Origin of the sequence: Methanolobus sp. WCC5 (assembly GCF_045690325.1) — an archaeon.
Classification (GTDB): domain Archaea; phylum Halobacteriota; class Methanosarcinia; order Methanosarcinales; family Methanosarcinaceae; genus Methanolobus.
In genome coordinates, this window is record NZ_CP146981.1 from 1,735,090 (window position 1) to 1,759,363 (window position 24,274).

Sequence of the window (24,274 nt, forward strand, 5' to 3'; positions counted from 1 at the left end):
AGAAATAGAGAATCGCAGAGAACAAGAATGAAAGTTGAATAAAAACAGGTCAAGTGCAGGAAGATCCTGCACTGAAAAGACTTACATATCCATATCAGGCTGTGGCATTCCAGGTGGCATTGCACCGCTTTTGCCGCTGGCAGCTACAACATCGTCTATCCTGAGGATCATGACTGTTGCTTCTGTGGCTGCGTTAATTGCCTGGGTCTTTATCCTGAGTGGTTCAAGGACATTGTTCTCATACATGTCTACTACCTTGCCGGAGTAAACATCCAGACCCATGTTCTTGTTGCCCTGCTCATGCTGTGCACGCAGATCAATAAGCTTGTCTATGGGATCAAGACCGGCGTTCTCTGCAAGGGTTTGAGGAATTATTTCCAGTGCCTCTGCGAACTTGCCTACTGCAAGCTGCTCCCTTCCTTTGAGTGTTGATGCATATTCCCTGAGCCTGAGTGCAAGCTCTATCTCAGGAGAGCCACCACCGGCTACGATCTTCTGATCTTCCAGTGCCACACCGATAACACAGAGTGCGTCGTTCAGTGCACGCTTGAGACTATCAACTATATGAATCGTACCACCATGGAGAATGAGTGATGCGGTCTTTTCTTCCCTGCATCCCAGAAGGAAGGTCATCTTAGAACCGTGAAGATCCCTTTCCTCTACCACTTCTGCAGAACCGAGGTCTTCCGAGCGAATGTCAGTAACATCCTGGAAGAGGGTTGCTCCGGTTGCCTTTGAAAGCTTCTGAAGGTCGCTCTTCTTGATCCTTCTGCATGCGTAGATCCCGGCCTTTTCAAGGTAGTACTGTGCAAGATCATCAATTGCCTTCTGGCAGAATACTACATTTGCACCACTTGCAATTATACGGTCTACCATATCCTTGACCATTTTCTCTTCCTGCTCTACAAAGAGTTGCATCTGGTCAGGAGATGTGATCTTGATCTCTGCCTCTTTTTCTATTTTCTGGAACTCGATACCAAAGCTTGCAAGAAGGATCTTCGCATTTTCTATCTTTTTTGGCATGTTGGGCCTGACCCTTTCCTTGTCAATGACAAGGCCTTTGACAAGTTCAGTATCGAGAATGCTGCCACCCTCACGCTTCTCGATGGTAATATCGTTCACATCTACCCGGGTACCTTCATCTGTTTCCTCAGCAACTGAAAGTACTGCATCGATGACAATATCTGCGAGGAAATCCTTGTATTCGCCTGCATCTTTTCCGGTGAGAGCGGTCTTTACCAGCTTCCGCATGGTTTCTCTGTCATCCTTTGATACATCAATAGTGATGGTCTTCAGTATATCCACAGCCTTCTTTGCAGCATGCCTGTAACCTGTTGCAATAATCGTGGGATGAACTCCTTTATCCATGAGTTCCTCTGCCTTGGTGAGGAGCTCTCCTGTGAGAACGGCTGCTGTTGTTGTACCATCGCCGACTTCATCGTCCTGGGCTTTTGAAACCTCAACGACCATCTTTGCAGCCGGATGTTCGATATCCATCTCCCTGAGGATGGTAGCACCATCATTTGTGATAACGATATCTCCCAGCGAGTCCACAAGCATTTTATCCATGCCTTTTGGACCAAGTGTGGTCCTTACTGCTTTTGCAACGGCTTTTCCTGCAAGGATGTTGATGCTCTGTGCGTCTCTTGTGCGGTTTCTGTTAGATCTGTTCCCTAAAGCGTACATAGGCTGTCCTGCCAATTTTTAACCTCCTGATGAATCATAAAGTCTGTAATAGAATTAATATAACTCACAATTGAGCACAGTTACCTGTACTTCTCAATCTAAATGCAGGCAGTTCTATATAAAGATAACTGATGGACTTTTGGCAGGAAGAAGAAAAAATAAAAGACATGCCAAAAATCACAACACCAGTGAAATGTCATTGAACAAAAATATCTAAACAGCAGGTATTGTTACCTGCTATATAATTTGTTCAGGTGCGCGCGTATGAGACAGTACACGTGATCCCTGTAACACCCTTTATCCGGTATCTCGAACAAGGCCATACCCCCGGCATTCCATGCGACTTTGGATATGACTTTTTTCTGTTCCATTTCATCCATCACCTGTTTAAGTGTGGAAAGATCATCAACTGTTTGTCTCCAGTCACCGGCATGAACTTGCGATGAGGCGGTTCCCTCAACAAGTTCCAGTTGTTGAAGAGCGAATGAATATACCTGGAACAGATGGATATCATCCTTTGTTAACTCGATCGCTCCATCTTTGGCATCCTGGCGCAATATTTTCACAACGATAGGGATATCCGATGAGCGAAACGTATTCTTATCGGTCTTTTCAATGTATATTTTGATTTCCTGCATATTTTTACACCCGGGACAGTAAACCCTGTTTTAAGATATCCCTTTATACAGATAAGTATTGCTCAAACCGAAGGTTGAAACTATTCTCTGGCATAAGAAGAAATTGGATAAGATACATTTATCAGATAATAAGAGAAAATGTTACATGAACAAACAATAACTTGTTTGTAAAGATAAAAGGGAGTGAAAGCAATGTCTAATGCATGCAGTGTTTTGAAGACAGGTCAGCGTATCACCTGCGAAGAATGTGGGATCTCATTAGAGGTCGTCAATGAATGTACAGGCGGGTGCGGCGACGACTGTGAGATAACACTTAAATGTTGCGGAAAAGAGATGAAGCTTGCCTAAGGTAATAATATTTGGTAACTTTTTTACTTTTCAATAATATGCCCATTATGCATTAATTGAAGAAACTTTCATTTTTCGACTGAGACATAGTGCAGGGAAATGAAAATAGATAGCTTTCGCTTTACAATTGATCAGGGACCCTTTTCTGGATCAACTGATATGGCCTACATGATCAAGATGACATTAATGTCTGGATACATGCAGTTTTCACGAAATTGATCATGTCGCACCTGAGTTCAAATTCCTGTTCGGAGAGATCATCTGTCTCCAGATATCTGCAGAACATTTCCCTGAACTCATCGAATTTCTTTTCGTCTAGATCCTTCATAAATTCCCCTCGAATTCACGATCATATATAAACAATATATATTTCGTGTAATAATATAAAAATATTCCCTTGCTTATTTTATAAAAAGCAACAACAAGACAGAAGAACAAAATTAAAAGAATATTGTATATATACATATGCAAAGTTCGGCTCTGTAGAAAACCTATTATCAATAATTTGTGAACCGCAGATACACTCACCTCCAGCAAAGTAATTAAAGGTATCATGCAGCCCCCTTGTAACATGGAGTGGAGTTCATCTCACATTCATAAGAATATTATCCCTTTAGTTTATGTACAGAGATATGACTTTGAAGAATAATTAGATTGGTTGTATAATTATTCACTATATGTAATTAAAAAAATCATATATACTAATAAATCCTAATGAGAAGGAAGAGTATATACTCTGTTATCACGGTGGTAAATATGTTGAGAAGTAAAAATGACCATATTTGGAAAACTATCAAAATAGCAGTAATCGCTTCGATAGTCCTTATATTATTATCTTTACCGGCTTCGGCCTGTGATCATGGCTATATAGGCGATAGAGTGTGGAATGATCTGGACAAGGATGGAAAACAGGATAGAAATGAACCGGGATTATCCGGAGTGAAAGTGAACCTGTATAAATGCGACGGCACTTATCTTAAGAACACAACAACTGATTCAGCAGGAAAGTACATCTTCAAAGTTGACGGGCGTAAAAACTATTACGTCGAGTTCGAGCTTCCTGAAGGGTTTGTATTCAGCCCGCGTGACCGGGGAAGCAAAGACTACAAAGACAGCGATGCAGATGAAGTTAGCGGGAGAACGATCTGTACATACATAAGCAAAGGCGAATATGATTGCAGGTGGGATGCCGGTATGTATGAAGAAGAAGAGCCAGAACCTGCTGCAGTGGGTAATTTCGTATGGCTGGACGGGAACAACAATGGCATACAGGAAAATGGAGAATCCGGAATACCCGGGGTCATTGTAGAACTGTATACATGCTCAGGACAATTAGTTGCAAATACAACGACAGATGGCACAGGATTCTATGAGTTCACAGGTCTTGATGCAGGTGACTACAAGATCGTATTCATCAAGCCCACAGGATATGTCTTTGCTCCCGTATTACAGGGTGGTGACCCCTCGGTAGACAGCGATGCAGATACAACTACAGGAGAAACAGTCTGCTTCACACTAAATGCCGGGGACTACTACGATATGGTAGATACCGGCCTGTTTAGAAGTGAACAGGAAATACCTGAGTTCCCAACCGTGGCAATTCCAATGATTGCAATTCTTGGAATGGCGTTTGTCTTTAGACGCAGGAAGGAGTGAGCTTCTGCTCATTCTTTTTTACCTGATCATATCTTTTTGATCTTTAAAAGATGCTAATTAGTTATTGCAGAAGGAAAGAACCTTCCTGAAGGATGCATATTTATATTTCAAATTATGATCTACACCATATGCATGAAAAGAGATATCCAAAGGGGTATTTCATATCACATGGAATGGTTGTCGGCTTACCCCTTGGCATTCCTATTGGCATTGTATTGGATATGATAGCAATAGGCCCGCTAATTGGCTTAGCGTTTGGGGCCGGCATAGGAACATACCTGGAAAAAAAGAAGAATCCAAACCCTTTACAGCTTGCACCTGAAGATGAAATACAAAGAAAAAGGATCATTCTTGCACTGTCTGGCTTTTTCCTGCTTGGCATCCTTGCATTCATCGCGTTATTAATGATGACGGATGGAATGTAATATCACCCTAATTAGAACCGTTGTCTAACAGACAAGTCCGGAAAAAGGGAATAACTGGTGTGGATCAAAACACACCAGACTTAAAAGACCTACCTGCGTTTACATTTACCGATAAATGCTGCTGCAAAAAGACCAACAAGGCCTGCAACCAGTTCAAACCCGGGTGTTGACGGGGCACTTTCCTGAGCAGCTCCATCAATAGCTGAGTCCATAGCTTCTATTTTTTCGAGCTCTTTACCCGAGATGGCTCTCTCACCATATATCATCGGATCACCTTCATAACCCAGGGCAACAAAGTCCATGTTACCCCCGTCCAGGTGACAATCCTTGCAGGCAAGAGCATATTCTTTAGGTGCAACTTCATGGTTTATGCTCAGATAATAAGTGGTTTCCACGAATTCATATTCACCACTGTAGGGCATGCCCGTATAATCCATGCCTGCCCTGACAGCCCGGTCCCAGTCGTAAGTTGCCCAGTAAGAGTCCTCCCCACCGAAAAGGTCCGGAATCAACAAGTACTGGTATTGTGCATCACTGATCTGCTTTGCAAGATGGATCTTGAAAGGATATATCTTGGAATTTGCATCATACCTGTCGCCAAGAGGAGTGGAAAGGTCTGTAACTTCCTGCGGGTCGATCTTGTCCCCAAGATAATACTTCTCAAAACTGCCATTAAACCAGGCATATGTAGGAACGACATTCATCTCCCATACGAATTCTCCTTTCATCATGTTATATGTGGCTTTACCATATTCATCAACAGGTACGGTATCAACGTCCTGCCCGGCTTTTGACCAGTCCCAGTACATCTTTGTCGGGACCTCACGGGCAAAGGTGGGTATGTGACATGTCTGACAGGCTATGGAATCCGAATGGTCGTTAAGGCGGTCACTGTATTCTCCCTGGTGAGGCGTCTCACCATGACAATCAGAACACTCAACCCTGCATTCCGATCCAGGTATGCCGGCAAATCTGCCTGCTATGTTATGTGCAGTTGTCTTATGACAGTTCTGGCACTGGAAATCCATACCACCCATATGAACGTCAAGATCCCTTGAAGGAGCATACAATGCAGATGACATATCCCCGTGCTTTACATTATCACCGCCGCCTCCAAAGAAATGGCAATTGCCACCACATGTTGCCCTTGAAGGGCTACCCACACTCCTGGCCACCGCCAAAAGATCTACAGAAGGATCAACTGCTCCTGCACCAGTGGGTATTTTCTTGTAGCTGCCTGTGGTCTCATGACATACCAGACAGTCTATATTCGATGCATTGCTAAAATCAAAAGTATTATCTTTCCACCCATATCCTGTATGACAGGAAGTGCATCGCGGTTCATTTGAGGAAACAGCAACACAGAAATTGTTAATAACCGTCCTCTTACCCAATTCCATAAGTCTTGCTTCCTCACAACCGCACTCAGCACATGTGGTCCAGAGCCAGTGAGTTGAGTTAAGCATATCTGCAGCCTGTTCAGAGTGACATGCGATACAGTCCGCTGTCACATCCTGCCCGACCTCATAGGGACCCTCGAGGAAAGAATGGTTCAGATACGAAGCCGAAGATGAGAAGCACAGAACGATCACGCAAGCCAGCAAGCAGCAAAACCCAATGTAGTAAGTACGTTTCATTTTATACCCCATGAATAATATCAATCCAACCTTAGTTTACTATAATAAGGGTGAAAAGTACCTCTATTTAAATATGGGGTGATGCTGTGGAAATTTTGCAATTACACAGTGTTAACAAAGTATGTTTTTGATACTATGGAGAACTACAAACAGCAGTAGATCTTAAAATATGGAACCCTGCAAAAATAGAAAATCGGGAAAAAGATTGTCAGTATGCATAGGTCCTCCTGTTCAGATAGTACTTTGATCCCCTTGATGATGGCATTTTCTTTTTAGCTTGAGAAGGCTGGGTTTTGGTCTTGCGGGCCCTTTTGTTACTGCTGCCATTATCCTGTTTCTTACACTGCGTATCAAAGCTTACCTTTCGTATTGCCAGATCCATGCCCAGACCCCTTAGCATCCACATGAGACCCTGAGCCTGATGATATCTGTTCTTAGCTTTTTTACCCGGAAATGCATCAGAAACTATTTTAACAGCTTTTTCCCCTGCCATTTTCTGTAGTTCGGACAGGCTTTTATCAGATAGTATGTCCCCCTGATCAGAACGGAGGCGCCTGAACATAGCATTTGCAGGGAAAGGAAGCGAATTCATCTCATTGATCTTCTGCCTTAAATTAGCAGATACGTGAGCATTATGCACATCAATCAGCGTCTCCCTGTCTGCAGGATAGATGAGCCTCACTTTCTGCTTTGTCTTTGATAATTTGTCAGCCTGTTGATTCTGCATCCTTGGTACCCAGCGGAAATATATATCGAGTTCATATTCCCTGATGATGTTTGTTATATCCCTGTGGATACCCCATATCTCCTCATCCACTACAGGATAGATGCCACGCATCTGGTAAATAACCGTCTGACTGTCTCCCATTACAGTCAGAGGACCCTGTCCCTGAGCTTTGACATATTCCAGCATACCTTTCTTAAGAGCGAGATATTCCGCAAAAAGAGCGTTATTGCTGGTATCTTTTTCCAGCCTGTCGTTTCCGAGTATAGAATATGAGTTGCTCTGCAAGGTCACAACCCAACCCAACCCCATGCACCCACCCGGATTAGGTGTGCATGAGCCGTCAAAGGTTATTGCATCCATGTTTCTTGTACTGTTAGAATGTATCTTCAGCCGTACACAGGAATATTCCCTTGCAGAATTATATTAGTTCAGAAATATATAACTCTGTTCCAGGTAAAGTATTGAGAAATATATAGATTGTAAAACAGACGTCCATACCTGATTCAATAAAAGGCCAGAAATATTAGTTCCCGGACCTTATCGATCATCTCCCTGACTTCATAGGCATGGACTTCTTCGTTAAGATCTGCACAGTTACTTGTTTCTGCACAGTTGCTTATTATAACTGCAAGATCCACAATTGTCCGGAGCATTTGTGAATCAAACTCGTATACAAGGTTAGATTCATGAATATCATGAGCCATTGCGACCATTGTAGCGTCCGGACCCGCCTGAAGTCCGTTCTTTTCACACAAAGCCCTTAAATATCTTTCAAGGACAAGCCCTGCGAGACTACCAGCCTGAAGGATCTGTCCCCGCTCGCATAGGTTTTCAGCCTCTTCCAGCCCAGATATCAGCATGTTTGCTGTGAGCATCCTCATCCGGTCATTCCTGCCCGAAGAAACAATTTGCCGCACTGTGTGAAGTACATTTACCTGAGCATCGAGACTGGCAATGAATTCTTTTCTCAGGTGATTTCTCTCGCTGGATTTCCTGATGGAATCTTTCAGGTTGATGAGGCTTATGATATTTTCATGCAACTCTACAAAATCCCCGATCTTTGCGGACATGCCCTTAACGGAGTATTTTCGGATAAGCTCATGGCAATCCTCATACCATGCATTGTATATTTCCAGGATCATACTTTGAAGAAGCTTATTTCCGGAGTTGATGACACATACACTGTATTTGACATTTTGCAATCCTGTGGAACCATCATCAATGCGCTTCATCCTTTTTTGCGTTGTGCCTTCCAGAAGGTCCATATACATTCTTTCAATCTTTTCGGCTTCTTTGATGTATGCGTCAATGTCGGGGATTTCCATAATGGTAGAATGGGAAAAATCGTATTTAAATGTAAATTGGCCGGATGCATGCAAATGGTTGATCTTTTTTGAGTTTATGTATCTATGATAGTTGATCAGAAATAATTGCAAGGGTCATTGGAACAAATATTCCAAAAAAGTAACCGGTATAATGACCGACCGAATTGACCAAAGCACCAGCCTGCATCATATCCTGAGGAACCAGGTCCGGTAGAATGAACAGGAAGTTGGTGGCGGCTAAAACTATTATGAACAGGTATATTTTCAGGATATAAGGGAATTTTTCCAGCCATCCCCTGATCTCAAAATGATTCTGCGTAACTTCGATTATGACTTCTTTTTGCAGGTAGACCAGTATAAGAGCGAATGTTACTATGAATGTGTACTGCAATAACTGTGAGGAGATGTTCCAGAGAACGAATAAGAGATTCATTACCATTATCAGGAACAGGAATGTGAGATTCATGCTCTTGCAGCAGTATTCTTTCAGGAATTTGTAGATGGCATATGTAAGGTATCCAAACAGAGAACTGACAATTCCTGAAAATCCCTGATATGTTGTCTGGAAACCGATCATGTTCAGGGATACCAGTGATATTATCCACGGCAGGATAAGGAACATGAATATTGAGTAAGCATAAAATCTGCGCCTGTTCGTTTCAAAGTTGAAGATCAAAAAGCAAACAACCAGATATGATGACAGGTTCCCGTAAAAGTGATGAGGATTGCTGTGCACATAATTTGAGAGGAAAAGCGTGTAGGTCGTTATTTCATAAGGAGTCAATATGAAATACGCTTCTTTCACGCTTGCAGGAAGTTTAAAACTGATGATGAGAACTGCCGGAACCAGTATGAAATAAAATAGCCAGTCGCTTATTTTCCATTTTGCAGCGAACAGATGTGTTGAAAACAAAGATTCAATCCGACATTGTATAAACCCACTCATATAAAAATATATTTTGGGTTGATGATAGATATTCTTTTGGGGATGATCTGTCAAAATGACAAGTTATAAATTAATTCCATGCAAAAACCCATACTTCATAAAAACAAGAAAGAAAAGCGTCCCGACCGAGGATCGAACTCGGATCTAAGGCTCCGCAGGCCTCAAGGATATCCATTACCCTACCGGGACATTGGGATTCATGCTCTAATGTCTTTCTCTGATATAAAGATTGTTGGTCGGGAAGAGTATGTGTTTCCTTCCAAAAGATAATGTATGTTCACAATCAATAAAAGTTAAATGCTGCAAGAATGATTACTAAGCATGACGATGACAATAGGACTTGCAGGAAAACCCAATGCCGGGAAATCCACATTCTTTAAGGCAGCCACCCTGGCAGACGTTGAGATTGCCAATTATCCATTCACAACCATTCATGCTAACAAAGGAGTAACATACGTAAGGGAACAGTGTCCGTGTGTAACCCGCGAAAAGCGCTGTGGCAATTGTTCCGACGGCATCAGGTATGTGCCCATCGAGCTCATAGACGTTGCAGGGCTGGTACCTGATGCACATCAAGGGCGTGGACTAGGTAACACTTTCCTGGACGATCTGCGACAGGCACAGGCGATAATCCATGTGATTGACGCCTCGGGTGGCACTGATATAGAGGGCAACCCGGTAGACATCGGAGACCACAACCCCCTTGATGATATTGATTTTCTCAACAGGGAGCTCACCATGTGGATATTCAGCATCCTCAAACGCAACTGGGAGAGGCTTGCACGCAAAATACAGGGAGAAGGTCTTAAGATAGAGCGCGTACTTGCAGAACAGCTTGCAGGTGCCGGGGTCGATGAGATACAGGTCAGTTGCGCACTTAATGAATGCAAACTTGACAAAGGCCATCACACCAAATGGACAGATGATGAACTCATTCACCTGTGTGATATTATCCGTGCCATGAGCAAACCCATGATAATCGCTGCCAACAAAGCAGATGTTGCACCCGCACAAAATGTCAGTGCCCTTATGGGACTTGACCAGATGGTTGTACCCACAAGTGCAGCCGCAGAGCTGGTGCTCAGATCAGCATCCAAAAGCCGGGCTATAAAATACGAACCAGGGGATAATGATTTTACAGTTCTGTCCGAACAGCTTACACCTGCCCAGAAAAAAGGGCTTGACAGCGTGCACGATCTCATACTTAAAATGGACGGGACAGGCATACAGAAATGCATAAACCGCGCTGTTTTTGAACTTCTTGACCTGATAATAATATATCCTGTGGAAGATGAAGGAAAGTGGACCGATAAGAACGGAAGGATGCTTCCGGATGCATTTCTCATGAAAAAAGGTTCCAATGCCCACGATCTTGCATACAGGATACATTCGGATATCGGTGACCGGTTCCTCTATGCAGTGGATGCAAAGACAAAAATGCGGCTTGGAGAAAAACACGAACTAAACAATGGAGATGTTGTTAAGATAGTCTCAACCGCAAAATGAAGAGGACATACTGTTTCGGAAGTACCTATGAACTTTATAAGCTCACTTTATGAAAAGCATCTTTTGCAGCAGATCGTAAAGTATCCGGTGCCTGAACATGTTTCCCTCGTACTTTCCGAGACCGACCTGCTGCAAAATGACGGCTTTAAAAGGCTCAGGGATTACATACTCTGGTGCAGACAGCTGAAGATAAACATCACAAGTATTTACATCGATGTCCTGGACACTGAAGAGACACTTAAGTCACAAATGACGGACAGACTTCACGGAAAGATTCGCAGGATACTTTCAAAAGCACCTCATGATACCGGATACGAGATACTTGCACAGAACGGTGAACTTTGTTCAAAAAGAGAAGGAAAAGGACTCCAGATCTATGTTTCAATTGGTTTTGGTGGTCGCAGGGAAGTCACAAAAGCCGTTATATCGATACTGAAAGATGTACGTGACGGGAAGATAAACCCCTCCCTGATAAGCGAAGAAACCATAGAGTCCCGCCTGGTGGTCAAAAATGAACCTGACCTTTTCATTCGTTCCGGGGGAAAGCACCTTTCTGATTTTCTCATATGGCAATCCATATACTCGGAATACTACTTCACCGATGTCAACTGGCATAATATCCGGAAAATGGACATCCTAAGAATAATAAGGGATTTCCAGAAAAGGCAGAGAAGATTTGGAAAATAGCAATGCATTGCAAAGATCATATATTCCTGCCCATTAGAATGGCATTATCATCAAAATAGTAACCTTCAACCACACCCTCTACCTCAAAACCATTCCTCAGGTAGAAAAGACGGGCGTCCATATTCTTTTCTCTGACCTCGAGCACCATTTTATGAAAACCATAGAGTTTTACAAGATCTATACTCCATTCAAGCAACTTGCTGGCAATTCCCTGCCGCCGATATTCCACACGAACAGCAATGCTTTGCAGGTGAGCTTTCCTTTTATCCTCCGATAAACCTACAATTGCATAACCAAGTATCCGGCCTTGCTCATATACAAGAAAACCCGGGTTGCTCAGATGTGACCTGAACAGGAAATCCGGCCAGGGAACCTTAAAGGAACAATTCTCTATCTCAACTATCTCAGGTATATCCGAGGGCAATGCTCTTCTTATCATTATATCATACATGATCGTTTTCATTTCTGGGTCTTGTGAGACTATTATTTATAGGATACATACTAAAAAGTTACCGATGGCTTACGGAGTCGTTGTATGTACCAGATGCAGGAAGCAGGCACAGATCATTGACGTTGGAAGTTCAAAAACCATACGCTGCCAGAGATGCAATTCAAATCTTGCGACAAGGAAACTTCGCCTTTTCTTTTCATCAGATAACCTTGAGGAAGCCATCTCTGTCAGAACACAGATACAGGCCAGAATATCGGAAAGTGGAACATACCCATTGCAAACTGAAAGTATAGATGCCCGTGGAAAGGAATATCAGACATTTGGTGATGAGCTTAATGATAAGACAGCCTGCCTGATAAACAACAGGAAAAAACTGAAAAAAAAGACGACATATGAACTGATCCTTTCTATACTTCGGTCCGCTGGTAACAGGATGCCTTATGAGGAACTGAGAAAAGAAGCATTGTCCATGGACATAGAGGGACCTGAACTTGACGATACTCTCACAAAGATGCTGGATGCAGGGGAAATATACAAGCCTTCAAAAGATACTATAGGACTTGTGTGAGCGGGACCTGGAATTGCAACTGCATCAGGTACAATATCAGAGTTACCGGGATATTACGATAAGACTATACAAAAAATATATCTAAAAAGATGTATAATATGTAATGTCTCAACAGTTTAGTACAATCCAAATATGATTTGACCAGGTATGAATATGTCCGATATAACTCTTGATATTGTGGAACTGCTACTTACAGCTCAAATATATAACAAATATCCCGAAATGGATGTAAGTGATCTGCCAAAGGATATACGCAAGTATTACTGGAGCAGGGACCAGAAAACAGTTCCAAAGCCCATCAGGGTTACAGTTACGGATATTGAGAAGATTTTTCATACAGATGACATCGGTAGTAAGCTAAGATCACTTCCTTTTGTCAAGGTCGATGAGATTGAATTCTCTGCAAAGATCACAGCTCTTGAGGTTGGTGCGGAATGGTTCCAGAAAAAAGATGAGAACAGGGAACGGATTTCACACAATCCTGCCCTTGCATTCTACTTCGAGAAGAAAAAAACAGAGGGTGCAGACTACAACAGTGCAAGATCAAAGGTCAGACCAAAAGAGGTCGACAGAGAATGGATAGAATCACTTATCGCAGACATTGAAAAAGAAGAGGGTGGGCCTGACATGCTCAAGCTTGTACATATCAGCGCACCTGAAGATATACGCCAGACCATGAAGGAGTTTGTCCTCACCCATGAACAGGAAGAGGAAACAAAGAAGATAGTAAAGGCAATACAGTACAGGGACTACCTTAAACGCATAGGCCTGTATGATGTGGGCAAGATACTGATGGTAGGACCCCCGGGAACCGGAAAAACATCACTTGCAAGGGCAATGTCCGAGCACCTTTCCATTCCTTTTGTAGAGGTCAGGCTTTCAATGATCACTGACCAGTATCTTGGAGAGACAGCAAAGAACATCGACAGGGTATTCGCACTTGCAAAGAAACTGAGTCCCTGTATACTATTTATTGATGAATTCGATTTTGTGGCAAAGACGCGCTCATCTGATGAGCATGCAGCGCTCAAAAGAGCCGTGAACACTCTTCTTAAAGCTATTGATAATATCAGCCTGACAACTGACGGTGTGCTCCTGCTGGCTGCAACGAACCATCCAAAGATGCTTGATTCTGCTGCATGGAGGCGTTTTGACGAGATTATGAAATTCCCGCTTCCTGATGTGGATATGCGCAAACGGATACTCGACATCGTCACAAAAGAGATCAAAGGTGACTTTGATACGGCGGAAATTGCAGCCCTGACACATGGTTATAGCGGTTCTGACCTGCGCATGGTCATCCGGGAAGGTGTGTTGAGCGCACTTGTTACCGAAAGAATGGAACTTACACAAAAAGATATGCTCAATGCAGTAGCAGCGTTCGATGAAAGGGCAGTTATCAAGACGAACGAATACGAAGAATAACACTGCAGGACAATTCATGAAGATAACACTTCTTGGAACAGGAGACGCTACCGGAACCCCTGTTATTGGCTGCAGTTGCCCTACTTGCCAGGATGCACTCAAAGGTGGTAAAAGCCAGAGAACAAGATTTGCTATACTTGTAGAATCTGATTGTGGAGCTGTGCTCATAGATACTGGGCCTGATCTTCGTTACCAGTTGCTGAAACATGGTACAAAGCATATAGATGGTGTAATATGGACCCATGGTCACTATGATCACTTTGCAGGTTTTGCCGAGTTCCACAGGGTCCAGTACAATGTTGATGTTTACGGACTGCCTGAAACACTTGCGTATATACTAGATTACCTGCAGTTCCTCCACCCTAAAAAGCATGAAAGGCAACTCTGTGAACCTTTTGAGCTAATTGGCCTTGAATTCACTCTTTTTGAGGTGATCCACCCGCCTGTAAAGAAGTCCGTTGGCGTTATGATACGCGAAGGGAGCACAAAAGTTGTCATTACAGGAGATACGCAAAGGGATATTCCAAAAATGAGCATGGATCTTATAATGGAACCGGACCTGCTGATCGCCGATGCCATTGTTCCGCCTACGGTAGAGGTTAAAAAACACATGAACACAGAAGAGGCTTTTGACCTGGCCCGGGAGATCAAAGCAAAAGAAGTTGTATTCACACATCTTAGCCATTTCTTCAAGCCGCATGAACGAGCAGCAAAAGAATTTCCCCTGGGATATGACGGCATGTCCTTTGAATATACGAAAAACTAAATCCGAATGTGGGTCATTCCTTACCTTTCTTTTTTGGAACAATAACCTGCTCTTCTATATCTTTGCGGAGCTGTTCCAGTCTTTTTCTTTCAGCCCTGTATCTGGAAAAGACCAGAAAAGCAAACGCACCCAGAATAAAAGTGGCTATCCCAAGATCCCTTGGAGCGTTTACAGTATAGAACTTAACGCTGATGAGCTTAGGTATAGGGTCTATTTCCCTCTGCCCATCCGGGGAGGATCTGCCAAAGAAATTCAGAAGACCGGTGCTTTCCAGCTCATTATACCAGACAAGATTCTCACGTCCAAAACTATCGTAAAAGACCCTGTCAGGAGATGGTTTGACCTTTCCGATAAGAGGATTGCCTGTGGTATACCCCTGCGGAAGGACGAAACGGACAACTGAAGGAGGTGTAGTAACATACATGAAATCATGACCCAGAGGCTTTGACATGGTATAAGCCACAAACCCTGTGACTGGATGTTCAAATGTGATAAATACGTGTTTCTGTCCCCGGATAACATCTTCTGTGATAGTATAATTGACATCATAAGGCTCCTTGCTCATTGAAAAAACACTTAAGGATGTCGGGGTTACATTGGTACTTTCAGATATATCGCCCAGTACGACAACATTGCTAACTGCCCCATCCCTTGGAGTGCTCAGATCTTCAAGAGGGATTACATCTATGAGCGATTCATTCTCAACTATAGAAACAACCCTTGCAGATTCATTCCTTGAAAGATAGAATGTGTGGGTGGGAATGAACCTTCCTTCATCATCATAACTATTGTTGAGGAATAAATCAAACTCATATGCAGATAGCTCTTGCTGGGAGTCTTCTTTGTTAACAGGCACAAGGTCATCGATACATCCGCCAGCAATGATAACCAGACAAAGAGTACACATTACCAGGACAAAATATCTGTTCATTGATACACCAATTGATGATTTATTTTATGAAACTGTCGCTACACATGTTTATCCTGCTACAAAAGATGTTCATATGACCAGTCTTTTCCTCATCAGATTGATTGAAAGTATCAACAGTATTGCAGTCACAAAAAGGACCCAGCTAATGTCAAATAACAAAGAAGCTTCAACAATTCCAAATGAGAGGGACCTTATAACATTGACTACGTGTGTCAATGGCAGAAAGGCAATTGCAAAATACTGTACAGGCAGGGGAAGAGCACTCAGAGGGAAGAATGTTCCACTGAAAAGGAACATGGGGGTTATGAACAGCAATATTGGGTAGTTGAGGGACATTATGTTGGGAGTCACTGCAGTAAAACACATACCAATGGCTGCAAAAAGCAGACCCCCCAGGAATGCGAACGGGATTATGAGAAGAGAATATCTGATATCGATCAACCCAAAGATGGCTATCACCGGTATCATCACTGTGGCATTTATCATGCTTCGTGTGGCCCCCCAGAGAAGTTCACCTGCAATTACATCCTCAATTGTCAATGGTGTTGCTACAATGGCATCGAAAGTCTTCTGATAGTACATCCTGACGTAAGAACCGTAACTGCATTCAAAGAATGATGCGTACATCACCGAAACAGCGATCAGTGCCGGAGCTATGAATTCAGCATAGGGAACTCCATCAATGCTCTCTACGAATTTCCCAAGACCAAAACCAAGAGCCATCAGATACAAGAGAGGCTCAAGGAAAGGAGGAAGGAAATTCAGTTTTATGTCCTTCATAAAAACATCTTTGTTCCTCTGCCAGACCTTGATGGCCCTGATACTTACCCCGGGAATCCGGAAAGAATCTGCCAGTTTCACTCCCTCAGCCTCCTGCCTGTGAGCTTAAGGAACACATCTTCAAGTGTGGCAGGTCTTGCGCTTATCTTTGAGAGGGAGCATTCCATGAGGAGATACTCCGAGAGCTCCCTGGCATTATCAACATAAATGTGAACCATGTCACCAATGACCTCGTAATTGGCTTCCCTTTGCCGGAGGCATTCCAGAAGTTTGGGATGGTTCTCTGCTTCCAGGATATCCGAACCTATGAACTCCCTGATGACACCTGCCGGACTCCCCCGGACAAGTATCTTCCCATAGTCCATTACCACCAGTCTGTCACAGAGTTTCTCCACTTCATCCAGGTAATGGGATGTAAGAACGATGGTAACACCCTGCTTTTTAAGACCTCTGAGCTTTTCCCATATAAGGTGCCTGGCCTGGGGATCAAGTCCGACTGTGGGTTCATCCAGTATAAGAAGTCTTGGGCGGTTTATGAGGGCTCTTGCAAGAACAAGTCTGCGTTTCATCCCACCGGAGAGGTTTTCTGTCATGACATCCCTTTTTTCCTGGAGATGCACAAAATCAAGTAACTCCTCAATCCTCTTTTCTGCTTCTGCACGTGGTATATCAAAGTACCGGGAATAGACCAGCAGGTTCTCATGTACCGTAAAATCCCCGTCAAGATTATTTTCCTGGGGAACAACACCCATCAGGGATTTAATTTCCCTCTTGCGAGTGCCAACATCCAGCCCCATCACTTCAAGCCTGCCGGAGGTCACCGGGGAAACACACTGTATCATCCGCATGGTAGTGGTCTTGCCGGCACCGTTGGGTCCGAGGAAACCGAACATCTCCCCCTCCTCAATGGTGAAACTGATGTTATTTACGGCTACAAGACCATTGAACGATTTTTGCAGGTCCTTTGCTAAAATTACCGAAGCTATGTATTATCACCTTTAAGGAAGTTGGGATGAATCGGTATTAATCATTTCGATGAGAGAAACGATGGAAGATCTGTTGAAAGGAGGGAATTCAAATCTTTTTAAAGAATGAAGAACATAAAGGGTCCAGATAAGAGGAACAAAAATGACAGAATTGAAGAACCTGATAGCAACAGCAAGAGAGAAAGGCTCTTTTCCCACACTCCTGCAGGCAGCAGAGAAACTTGGCCTCATCGGCAAATACAGCAATGAAGGACCATTTACGATATTTGCACCTGTGGAATCTGCTTTTGAACCTATACCCGATGAGGTCATTGATGAATCCTTTGATGACCACGGTTATCTTCTTGGAATTATCAACTATCATATCGTGGAAGGAAAATATAGCACATCAGACCTTGCATCTCTCTCAGAGCTTGAGACAATAAGCGGAAACAAGTTAAAGATCAATGCCAAAGACGGGATAAAGGTCGATACTGCAAGGATAATCAATGGTGATATAGAATGCAGCAACGGCATGATCCATGCCATTGATGAGATACTGGTTCCGTGAAAAGGCAACCTTTTTTTCTTTTTAAAAGGATTCATTTGTGACAGATGGTATAGCATCCACTGTAATACCTCATGGACAATTGAAAAGGATACATGGTGGGACTGCGGAGATTTGCAACCCAGAGCACGCTTCTGGAGCACGAGACGAGGTATGACACTGCGTGTAATACCTCATGAACAATTGAAAAGGATACATGGTGGGACTGCGGAGATTTGCAACCCAGAGCACGCTTCTGGAGCACGAGACGAGGTATGACACTGCGTGTAATACCTCATGGACAATTGAAAAGGATACATGGTGGGACTGCGGAGATTTGAACTCCAGTCGCTAGACCCCCAGCCTAACAGGATGGACCAGGCTACCCTACAGTCCCGCAGGATTGTAACTAGATATACATTACACTATTTTAGCTTTTCCGCGGTTGTGAACGCAGCCAGATATCATATGCCTCAACGACTTCCTCGCCTTCGACAAAAACCAGGTTGTGATCCTGACCATATTTCCTTGCGTCATCTTTTGCAAGTGCACGGCCGGTATTGTCATCCAGCATCTCACATACCACCATGGCCGGAGTGATGCCTGCTATCTTTGCAAGGGTAATGGATAGCTCGGTCTGGCCCATGCGCTCGTGGACAAGGTCTTTTGCAGCACGCAGGGTTGCAACATGACCAGGTGTGCGGAACTCACTGCCGAAATGGACATTTTCACCATTCAGGGTCCTTTCAACTACCTCACCCAGCTTGTTGATGGTCAGTGCACGATCATTGTCGGGGATGCCTGTACGGGTGTCCCTGTGGTTTACCCAGATTGAGAATGATGACCTTGAATCGTATTTGAGGTCACCACCTTTTTCTACGATCTTACCCAGTGCAGTACCTGGCTGGCTGGCATCCCTTATGATATCTGCCATGAATGGGAGGCCAAGTTCCCCGGATACTTCCGAATCAAGTGCAACACAGATGAGACCTCCGGCATCCTTGCGCATCCATCTGACATCTGCAGGTGTCACGTTCTTTGCAGGCATGGTGAAATCGGTCTCTGCCTCCCTTCCTTCAAGATCGAAAAGCAGGATCATCTCACCATTCAAAAGAGCATCTATAGCTCTTTGTATATTCTCACTGTATCCTGTTGTATCCGGCTCCATAATTATCACTCATCCATTATCACTTAGGGCATCACCTGCAATTGCGGGGATTCTTAACCACTATCTTTACTTCGTCCCCGTCACTTATCCTGAGGGCTTCGCGCAATTTCACAGGCGCGATGATCTCCAGGAGGTCTGCCGGGTAATGTGTCCTGTCGGGTATAATGACGGCACCATTTATGCCATCTACCTCAACAGGATAACACCTGCCTCCACCGAAAGTTCGCTCACCGTCATTAAAACCATGAATAAAGAGAGCTTGCATAAGGTCCATATTATCACGCATCTGTGCGCTCTGCTCCATAAGTCTTACATTGAGGGTCCCCGGATATGGTTTAAAGTCAAGTTTATCCCTGAACTGGGACATGTAACCTTCCTTTGCAATATAGTACTGTCCTTCTCCCAGACCTGTTATGACATGACCGTAGAGTTCAAGGTCCGGATGTTCTTTGCAGAATATCTGCTGGTAATCTGCATACTCATTTTTTAGAAGGGTCACACCTGCTTCCGTAAGACTGACAATCTGCCCTCCTGCAACAAGTTTGCGGGATATGTAACCATCTTCTTCAAGCTGTTTAAGTACCCTTGCAGCGGTTTTGGAACTTGTGGATATGTGGTGCATGAATTCACTGGAAGAAAGCTTCACGGTTTTTTCCATTGCACCAAGCAGTGCCAGTTTTTTCAGGGACTTTATTGCGTACATAATGACATCACAGCAATCTCAGATTTGAGCAGAATCTCATTTGTGAGAAGAGAGTAATAAAGCTTTTGATTTAAGGCAGACGGGTGGGAAAAGATACAATCATCATGAATTGGTTTTTTCATCCATTCTCAATTGAACATCAGCAAACACCTATCCTTAAAAGAATGCGGAGCATAATTATTTATTGGGATAAGTTGACATCCATATGAGGAACTATGGCAATCATAAGCGAAAATGGGAACCTTCCAACAATGAAAATACTGTTTGTGGTCCTGTTATACCTCCTGATGGTACTTTCTATTGGCCTGTTGGCAGGATTCATGAATACATGACTTTGGCATACCTGGAAAAATCAAAGGATCAACAAAAACTTAAAAATAGAATGGTGGATTTTGCCGTTTTTAGGTATCGTTTTTAAGTGTCGTTTTTAGTCCTTAATTGAAAGGTACTTCCGTTTTTTATTCTAGAAGGTCATTGACCGGATGATCTGCAATAAACTGCATTCCATGAAAATGACCATCAGATTGTTCACCACCAGGAACAAACCCACAAATACGATGAATTTCCTGGACATAATCCATATAAGGTCCGTCCAGCGGGAGCCGGAATCCTTGAGCAAGCTGTAATTCCAGTATACTATCGCAAGGAAAAGGACCTTCAGTATAAACATGGATCCCACGCCATAGTTTGCCATAACCATTGCCAGGAAAGCATTTTCCTCGACTCCGTATTTAAGTGCATGCGCAGTTGTCAGGAAATCACCAAGTACGTAGAACACAATAATATATTTGATATCCAATATAAAATCGGATATTTTTTCAAATTGTGCAACGTACTGGTTCGCATTGTGCATAATAGAAGCTTCTCATGGAGCTGTATATAACTGGAATGGAAATATGCCACACTATCGTGTACATAAAAAGAGGGATTATGTACCAAAAATGACTATAATATGCACAAAGGAATATATCAAGACAGTACTACAAACAATAACAGGTTTCCTGCAAGATCATTCAAAATATACATTAGATAACAATTTTGTACTAGTAATTACTAGATAATAGTATGAGCTCATCCACAGTTCCAATAGACATTTCCAGAACATTGGAAAGTCACAGGTGCGATGCATATCTGATGGCGGGAAATTCCAACAATGCAGACATCTATTACGCAACCCGGTTTTTCTCCTCCGACCAGTTTGCTTACTTCCATGCAAAAGATGGCATTGAAACAATACTTGTCCCGGACATGGAAAAGGGAAGAGCAGAGATAGAATCAAGAGTTTCAGACATCCGTACATTGAATGACTGTGATTACCGGTCCAAAGTAAAAGAAAGACAGGACCCTGCGCTTGCATATTGTGACTGCCTTGCAATGATACTCCAGAAAGAGGGATCAAAGAGAATAGCGGTTCCAAGGGATTTTCCATATCATATAGCTCAGACACTAAAAGAAGAAGGTTTTTCCATAGAAGCCGTAAAAAGCCCCTTTGCACAGTTGCGTGCAAAAAAGGCGGCTTCAGAGGTAAAGGTAATAAAGAAGGTACAGGATGCCTGTAACACTGCAATGAAAGCTGCTGTGGAAATGATAAAAAAATCCGAAGAAGTGGAGGAAATTCTCAATTATCACGGCTTTGCACTGACATCCGAGATGATACGTAAGGAAATAGATATAACACTTCTTGAACACGGATGCGAGGCTGAGAGTACAATCGTTGCCGGAGGAAAGAACTCTGCAAACCCACACTGGGAAGGAACAGGTCCTCTGAAGGCAAATGAGCCAGTGGTAATAGACATATTCCCACGCAGCAAAAGGGAAAGATATTATGCAGATATGACCAGGACAGTACTTAGAGGGGAACCCACAGAAAAGCTTGAGGATATGTACGAGGCCGTTCTTGCGGCCCAGGTTGCTGCCATCGAAATGATTAAACCCGGTGTCAAATGCAGCGACATACACAACAAGGTGTGTGACGTGTTCGTGGAAAGGGGTTATGAAACCATAAGAGAGGGGTCGAATGTGGGTTTCATCCACTCCACCGGGCATGGCGTCGGGCTTGAGATACATGAACTCCCGTTTGTAGGCAACAGTGAAGTTGCACTTGAAGAAGGGAATGTGATTACCATAGAACCGGGGCTGTATTATCCTGATGTTGGTGGCATTCGCCTTGAAGACCTCATCCTTGTAACTTCCGATGGTTATGAGAATCTCACGGAAATGGAAAAGAGATTTGTATATTAGTGTCCTGCAACATCTTAAAAAGAATGCTTAAAGGAGATTTCAAATGGCAGATAAAGTAAAAGAGATCGAAGAGATCATCGATAAATATCTGAAAGCAGGAAAGATACTCTCACAGGTGAGAAGTGAAGCAAGGGACAGGATAAAGGTCGGTGTCAGTCTGCTTGAGATAGCCGAGTTCGTAGAGAACAGGGCTATTGAACTGGGAGCAGATGGTTCGGCATTTCCATGTAACATCTCCCGTAATGATGAAGCAGCCCATGCCACGCCGCTTGCAGGCGATGAAACTGTTTTTGCTGAAGATGTGATCAAACTCGATATTGGTGTCCACGTGGATGGGTATATAGCGGATTCTGCCATCACTATCGACCTCTCAGGCAACTACACAGAACTTGTTAAAGCCTCTGAGGATGGCCTGAAAGCTGCCATAGATACGGTCAGGGATGGGGTGAATACCGCCGAGCTGGGTGCAGCCATAGAAGATGCAATTCAGGCCCATGACTACAAGCCAGTGGGAAATCTTACAGGACACGGACTTGCGCAGTACATTCCCCATGCACACCCTAGCATACCTAACAGGAGAGTAAGCAATGGGGTTGTGCTCCGTACAGGTGACATCATAGCCATAGAACCTTTTGCCACCGATGGTGCGGGAAAAGTTGTGGACGGGTCGCTTACCGAGATATTCCAGGTGATAAACAGGAAACCTGTCCGATTGCCGGCAGCACGGGCGCTTCTCAAGGAACTTGAACCATACAGGACACTTCCTTTTGCAAAAAGATGGCTTAAGACCCCGCAACTTGATTTTGCTCTCATGCAGCTTGAAAAGGCCGGAATAGTGCACTCATATCCTGTTCTTAAGGAAGTAGCCGGAGGGATGGTGTCCCAGACAGAGCACACGATCATAGTAACAGATGACGGGTGCGAAGTTACAACAATGTAACGTAATCCCGGGGAGGTGGTGGATTGAGGTATGTAGGACTGCTAACATTTATAGTCTTATTCTTATTGTTTTCCTGCAATGCCAGTGCTGCATATGACTGGGATAATAACATAACTGTGAAGACCGGCAGCATGCTATGGGAATACACCGAAACCTATTCAGATAACAGATCAGTGATATTTAAGGCATTCATAGACATGGAATTTGGGGATGATGATGGCTTTATCAGCGCCTGGGAACTATTGAAGCATGATGTGATGACTACAAGGTCTTTTTTCAGTTCCATAGAGAACAATATGGATGTAAAGATAAACAATTCCTCAAAGAACGTTGACCTGCTGAGAGTGGAATCGAATATGTCCAGGGAACTGATAGGACCTGTAAGGGACAAAAAGGACATAGTCAACAGTTACCACGCGTTCTATGATTTCAAAAAACCTATTTCAGCGGCAGATTCAACAATATGGTTCATGGGAGAGCCTGGCACTGATGTCACGATCAACCTTCCACCTGAAATGCTCTTTATCTCACTTTCCGGAGCTGATGAAGAAACTGCCAGGAAAGGGCCGCATGGGACACGCATCCGTGGAAAGTTCGGCCCTGAAGGAGAAATAACTGTCATGTTCTCGATAGAGGAACCACATATCCCAGAAAACGAAAAAGAAGAGAATGTGACACAAACAAGTTCAGCTACAAGTTCAGAGATAAACACACCTTCATTGCTGGAAAAGATATTTCCCGGACTTACGGACAGTTTGCTTGAGAAATTAAGTTCCGACAAATTTAAAGCTTCTTAAAAACAGTACATAACCAGATACATGACCAGTGATACCTATGATAGTGGAGAAAATTGAACTTAAGAACGGTTCTGCCCTGGGCCTGAGTTTCCAGATGCATGAAGCACCTTTGATAGTGATACGGGCTGACAGGGGTTTTGTGATGTGCGGATACCTGGATATGGAAACTGCCGGCACAATGGGAGATATTGCTGTTAAGGTAAAGGGGGTCAGGACTTTTGATGACGTACTAAAGGCACCGGTTGTTGGTGCTACACAGGAGGCCATCAACCTTGGCATCAAAGTAGGCATGACAGGAAAAGAAGCGCTTGAACTCATGTTCTGATCTTCCTCGATCATCCTGTTTTTGGATTCTTGATTATGCATGACAAAGCACCGAAACTCTTTAAATAGTACTTCTATTGTCTATTG

General features: G+C 43.5%; 27 protein-coding genes and 2 tRNA genes. 13 read left to right on the forward strand and 16 right to left on the reverse strand.

The window, feature by feature from the left end:
- Positions 1–81: 81 nt before the first annotated feature.
- Together thsA and V7O64_RS08440 are read right to left on the reverse strand one after the other, a co-directional pair.
- A complete protein-coding gene (gene thsA / locus V7O64_RS08435; protein ID WP_407357299.1) occupies positions 82–1,686 on the reverse strand; it encodes a thermosome subunit alpha in 1,605 nt (534 codons plus the stop codon).
- Positions 1,687–1,916: 230 nt separating this feature from the next.
- Complete coding sequence (locus V7O64_RS08440; RefSeq protein WP_407354985.1) at positions 1,917–2,324, reverse strand: hypothetical protein; 408 nt, start codon at positions 2,322–2,324, stop codon at positions 1,917–1,919.
- Between the two features lie 192 nt (positions 2,325–2,516).
- Here V7O64_RS08440 and V7O64_RS08445 point away from each other — a divergent pair, with 192 nt between their 5' ends.
- On the forward strand, positions 2,517–2,672 hold the full coding sequence (locus V7O64_RS08445; protein ID WP_407354986.1) for a hypothetical protein: 156 nt from the start codon (positions 2,517–2,519) through the stop codon (positions 2,670–2,672).
- Between the two features lie 172 nt (positions 2,673–2,844).
- On the opposite strand, the gene V7O64_RS08450 is transcribed toward V7O64_RS08445, so the two are convergent.
- On the reverse strand, positions 2,845–3,000 hold the full coding sequence (locus tag V7O64_RS08450; protein ID WP_407354987.1) for a hypothetical protein: 156 nt from the start codon (positions 2,998–3,000) through the stop codon (positions 2,845–2,847).
- Positions 3,001–3,428: 428 nt separating this feature from the next.
- Here V7O64_RS08450 and V7O64_RS08455 point away from each other — a divergent pair, with 428 nt between their 5' ends.
- Entirely contained in the window at positions 3,429–4,328 is a 900-nt protein-coding gene (locus V7O64_RS08455) for an SdrD B-like domain-containing protein (protein WP_407354988.1), read from the forward strand.
- A gap of 128 nt (positions 4,329–4,456) precedes the next feature.
- Complete coding sequence (locus tag V7O64_RS08460; RefSeq protein WP_407354989.1) at positions 4,457–4,753, forward strand: hypothetical protein; 297 nt, start codon at positions 4,457–4,459, stop codon at positions 4,751–4,753.
- A gap of 89 nt (positions 4,754–4,842) precedes the next feature.
- Here V7O64_RS08460 and V7O64_RS08465 read toward each other — a convergent pair whose 3' ends face one another.
- The 5 genes from V7O64_RS08465 to V7O64_RS08485 form a co-directional block, all read right to left on the reverse strand.
- Positions 4,843–6,390 carry a tetrathionate reductase family octaheme c-type cytochrome gene (locus V7O64_RS08465; protein WP_407354990.1) on the reverse strand — a complete coding sequence of 516 codons (1,548 nt, stop codon included), beginning with the start codon at positions 6,388–6,390 and terminating at the stop codon, positions 4,843–4,845.
- A gap of 208 nt (positions 6,391–6,598) precedes the next feature.
- A complete protein-coding gene (locus tag V7O64_RS08470; RefSeq protein ID WP_407354991.1) occupies positions 6,599–7,477 on the reverse strand; it encodes a ribonuclease HI family protein in 879 nt (292 codons plus the stop codon).
- Positions 7,478–7,620: 143 nt separating this feature from the next.
- Positions 7,621–8,442 (reverse strand): hypothetical protein, encoded by an 822-nt coding sequence (locus V7O64_RS08475; RefSeq protein ID WP_407354992.1) that lies wholly within the window; start codon positions 8,440–8,442, stop codon positions 7,621–7,623.
- Positions 8,443–8,524: 82 nt separating this feature from the next.
- Entirely contained in the window at positions 8,525–9,355 is an 831-nt protein-coding gene (locus tag V7O64_RS08480; RefSeq protein ID WP_407354993.1) for a hypothetical protein, read from the reverse strand.
- A gap of 150 nt (positions 9,356–9,505) precedes the next feature.
- Positions 9,506–9,577: transfer RNA gene (locus tag V7O64_RS08485), tRNA-Arg, on the reverse strand.
- A gap of 132 nt (positions 9,578–9,709) precedes the next feature.
- On the opposite strand from V7O64_RS08485, the gene V7O64_RS08490 reads away from it, so the two are divergent.
- Positions 9,710–10,894, forward strand: a complete 1,185-nt coding sequence (locus tag V7O64_RS08490; protein ID WP_407354994.1) for a redox-regulated ATPase YchF — start codon at positions 9,710–9,712, stop codon at positions 10,892–10,894.
- Between the two features lie 27 nt (positions 10,895–10,921).
- Positions 10,922–11,581, forward strand: a complete 660-nt coding sequence (locus V7O64_RS08495) for an undecaprenyl diphosphate synthase family protein (RefSeq protein ID WP_407354995.1) — start codon at positions 10,922–10,924, stop codon at positions 11,579–11,581.
- 16 nt (positions 11,582–11,597) lie between these two features.
- On the opposite strand, the gene rimI is transcribed toward V7O64_RS08495, so the two are convergent.
- The gene (gene rimI, locus V7O64_RS08500; RefSeq protein ID WP_407354996.1) at positions 11,598–12,044 is read right to left on the reverse strand and encodes a ribosomal protein S18-alanine N-acetyltransferase; all 447 of its coding nucleotides are present in this window, start codon (positions 12,042–12,044) and stop codon (positions 11,598–11,600) included.
- A 52-nt stretch (positions 12,045–12,096) separates the two neighbouring features.
- On the opposite strand from rimI, the gene V7O64_RS08505 reads away from it, so the two are divergent.
- The 3 genes from V7O64_RS08505 (at position 12,097) to V7O64_RS08515 (ending at position 14,791) form a co-directional block, all read left to right on the forward strand.
- Positions 12,097–12,600, forward strand: a complete 504-nt coding sequence (locus tag V7O64_RS08505) for a DUF5817 domain-containing protein (RefSeq protein ID WP_407354997.1) — start codon at positions 12,097–12,099, stop codon at positions 12,598–12,600.
- Between the two features lie 153 nt (positions 12,601–12,753).
- On the forward strand, positions 12,754–14,025 hold the full coding sequence (locus V7O64_RS08510) for an ATP-binding protein (RefSeq protein ID WP_407354998.1): 1,272 nt from the start codon (positions 12,754–12,756) through the stop codon (positions 14,023–14,025).
- 16 nt (positions 14,026–14,041) lie between these two features.
- Entirely contained in the window at positions 14,042–14,791 is a 750-nt protein-coding gene (locus V7O64_RS08515) for an MBL fold metallo-hydrolase (RefSeq protein WP_407354999.1), read from the forward strand.
- Positions 14,792–14,804: 13 nt separating this feature from the next.
- On the opposite strand, the gene V7O64_RS08520 is transcribed toward V7O64_RS08515, so the two are convergent.
- From V7O64_RS08520 to V7O64_RS08530, 3 genes are all read right to left on the reverse strand, one after another.
- Positions 14,805–15,722 (reverse strand): hypothetical protein, encoded by a 918-nt coding sequence (locus V7O64_RS08520; protein WP_407355000.1) that lies wholly within the window; start codon positions 15,720–15,722, stop codon positions 14,805–14,807.
- Positions 15,723–15,791: 69 nt separating this feature from the next.
- Positions 15,792–16,583 (reverse strand): ABC transporter permease, encoded by a 792-nt coding sequence (locus V7O64_RS08525; RefSeq protein ID WP_407355001.1) that lies wholly within the window; start codon positions 16,581–16,583, stop codon positions 15,792–15,794.
- Positions 16,580–17,488, reverse strand: a complete 909-nt coding sequence (locus V7O64_RS08530) for an ABC transporter ATP-binding protein (RefSeq protein ID WP_407357300.1) — start codon at positions 17,486–17,488, stop codon at positions 16,580–16,582. The genes V7O64_RS08525 and V7O64_RS08530 overlap by 4 nt, the downstream gene beginning before the upstream one ends.
- Before the next feature lie 142 nt (positions 17,489–17,630).
- Between V7O64_RS08530 and V7O64_RS08535 the strand changes: the two genes are divergently transcribed.
- Complete coding sequence (locus tag V7O64_RS08535; RefSeq protein ID WP_407355002.1) at positions 17,631–18,038, forward strand: fasciclin domain-containing protein; 408 nt, start codon at positions 17,631–17,633, stop codon at positions 18,036–18,038.
- Positions 18,039–18,333: 295 nt separating this feature from the next.
- Here the strand turns inward: V7O64_RS08535 and V7O64_RS08540 are convergent.
- The 4 genes from V7O64_RS08540 to V7O64_RS08555 form a co-directional block, all read right to left on the reverse strand.
- Positions 18,334–18,411, reverse strand: a tRNA-Pro gene (locus V7O64_RS08540).
- Positions 18,412–18,444: 33 nt separating this feature from the next.
- On the reverse strand, positions 18,445–19,182 hold the full coding sequence (ribB, locus tag V7O64_RS08545; RefSeq protein WP_407355003.1) for a 3,4-dihydroxy-2-butanone-4-phosphate synthase: 738 nt from the start codon (positions 19,180–19,182) through the stop codon (positions 18,445–18,447).
- A gap of 31 nt (positions 19,183–19,213) precedes the next feature.
- Positions 19,214–19,885, reverse strand: a complete 672-nt coding sequence (locus V7O64_RS08550) for a winged helix-turn-helix domain-containing protein/riboflavin kinase (RefSeq protein ID WP_407355004.1) — start codon at positions 19,883–19,885, stop codon at positions 19,214–19,216.
- A gap of 463 nt (positions 19,886–20,348) precedes the next feature.
- The gene (locus V7O64_RS08555; RefSeq protein ID WP_407355005.1) at positions 20,349–20,738 is read right to left on the reverse strand and encodes a hypothetical protein; all 390 of its coding nucleotides are present in this window, start codon (positions 20,736–20,738) and stop codon (positions 20,349–20,351) included.
- A gap of 212 nt (positions 20,739–20,950) precedes the next feature.
- Between V7O64_RS08555 and V7O64_RS08560 the strand changes: the two genes are divergently transcribed.
- The 4 genes from V7O64_RS08560 to V7O64_RS08575 are packed head-to-tail and all read left to right on the forward strand — an operon-like array spanning position 20,951 to position 24,188.
- Positions 20,951–22,126, forward strand: coding sequence for a M24 family metallopeptidase (locus tag V7O64_RS08560; protein ID WP_407355006.1), 1,176 nt, complete (start codon positions 20,951–20,953; stop codon positions 22,124–22,126).
- A 43-nt stretch (positions 22,127–22,169) separates the two neighbouring features.
- Positions 22,170–23,066 (forward strand): type II methionyl aminopeptidase, encoded by an 897-nt coding sequence (gene map, locus V7O64_RS08565; protein ID WP_407355007.1) that lies wholly within the window; start codon positions 22,170–22,172, stop codon positions 23,064–23,066.
- A 23-nt stretch (positions 23,067–23,089) separates the two neighbouring features.
- A complete protein-coding gene (locus tag V7O64_RS08570) occupies positions 23,090–23,863 on the forward strand; it encodes a hypothetical protein (protein ID WP_407355008.1) in 774 nt (257 codons plus the stop codon).
- 37 nt (positions 23,864–23,900) lie between these two features.
- On the forward strand, positions 23,901–24,188 hold the full coding sequence (locus tag V7O64_RS08575; RefSeq protein ID WP_407355009.1) for a YunC family protein: 288 nt from the start codon (positions 23,901–23,903) through the stop codon (positions 24,186–24,188).
- Positions 24,189–24,274 lie beyond the last annotated feature (86 nt).

Coding starts and splice junctions, on each gene's coding strand:
- V7O64_RS08555 (WP_407355005.1), bottom strand. CDS start 20,738: ATGCACAATGCGAACCAGTACGTTGCACAATTTGAAAAAATATCCGAT.
- map (WP_407355007.1), top strand. CDS start 22,170: ATGGCAGATAAAGTAAAAGAGATCGAAGAGATCATCGATAAATATCTG.
- V7O64_RS08560 (WP_407355006.1), top strand. CDS start 20,951: ATGAGCTCATCCACAGTTCCAATAGACATTTCCAGAACATTGGAAAGT.
- V7O64_RS08550 (WP_407355004.1), bottom strand. CDS start 19,885: ATGTACGCAATAAAGTCCCTGAAAAAACTGGCACTGCTTGGTGCAATG.
- V7O64_RS08455 (WP_407354988.1), top strand. CDS start 3,429: ATGTTGAGAAGTAAAAATGACCATATTTGGAAAACTATCAAAATAGCA.
- V7O64_RS08450 (WP_407354987.1), bottom strand. CDS start 3,000: ATGAAGGATCTAGACGAAAAGAAATTCGATGAGTTCAGGGAAATGTTC.
- rimI (WP_407354996.1), bottom strand. CDS start 12,044: ATGAAAACGATCATGTATGATATAATGATAAGAAGAGCATTGCCCTCG.
- V7O64_RS08520 (WP_407355000.1), bottom strand. CDS start 15,722: ATGAACAGATATTTTGTCCTGGTAATGTGTACTCTTTGTCTGGTTATC.
- V7O64_RS08490 (WP_407354994.1), top strand. CDS start 9,710: ATGACGATGACAATAGGACTTGCAGGAAAACCCAATGCCGGGAAATCC.
- V7O64_RS08510 (WP_407354998.1), top strand. CDS start 12,754: ATGTCCGATATAACTCTTGATATTGTGGAACTGCTACTTACAGCTCAA.
- V7O64_RS08440 (WP_407354985.1), bottom strand. CDS start 2,324: ATGCAGGAAATCAAAATATACATTGAAAAGACCGATAAGAATACGTTT.
- V7O64_RS08575 (WP_407355009.1), top strand. CDS start 23,901: ATGATAGTGGAGAAAATTGAACTTAAGAACGGTTCTGCCCTGGGCCTG.
- V7O64_RS08470 (WP_407354991.1), bottom strand. CDS start 7,477: ATGGATGCAATAACCTTTGACGGCTCATGCACACCTAATCCGGGTGGG.
- V7O64_RS08535 (WP_407355002.1), top strand. CDS start 17,631: ATGACAGAATTGAAGAACCTGATAGCAACAGCAAGAGAGAAAGGCTCT.
- V7O64_RS08465 (WP_407354990.1), bottom strand. CDS start 6,390: ATGAAACGTACTTACTACATTGGGTTTTGCTGCTTGCTGGCTTGCGTG.
- V7O64_RS08495 (WP_407354995.1), top strand. CDS start 10,922: ATGAACTTTATAAGCTCACTTTATGAAAAGCATCTTTTGCAGCAGATC.
- ribB (WP_407355003.1), bottom strand. CDS start 19,182: ATGGAGCCGGATACAACAGGATACAGTGAGAATATACAAAGAGCTATA.
- V7O64_RS08445 (WP_407354986.1), top strand. CDS start 2,517: ATGTCTAATGCATGCAGTGTTTTGAAGACAGGTCAGCGTATCACCTGC.
- V7O64_RS08460 (WP_407354989.1), top strand. CDS start 4,457: ATGCATGAAAAGAGATATCCAAAGGGGTATTTCATATCACATGGAATG.
- V7O64_RS08475 (WP_407354992.1), bottom strand. CDS start 8,442: ATGGAAATCCCCGACATTGACGCATACATCAAAGAAGCCGAAAAGATT.
- V7O64_RS08515 (WP_407354999.1), top strand. CDS start 14,042: ATGAAGATAACACTTCTTGGAACAGGAGACGCTACCGGAACCCCTGTT.
- thsA (WP_407357299.1), bottom strand. CDS start 1,686: ATGTACGCTTTAGGGAACAGATCTAACAGAAACCGCACAAGAGACGCA.
- V7O64_RS08505 (WP_407354997.1), top strand. CDS start 12,097: ATGGCTTACGGAGTCGTTGTATGTACCAGATGCAGGAAGCAGGCACAG.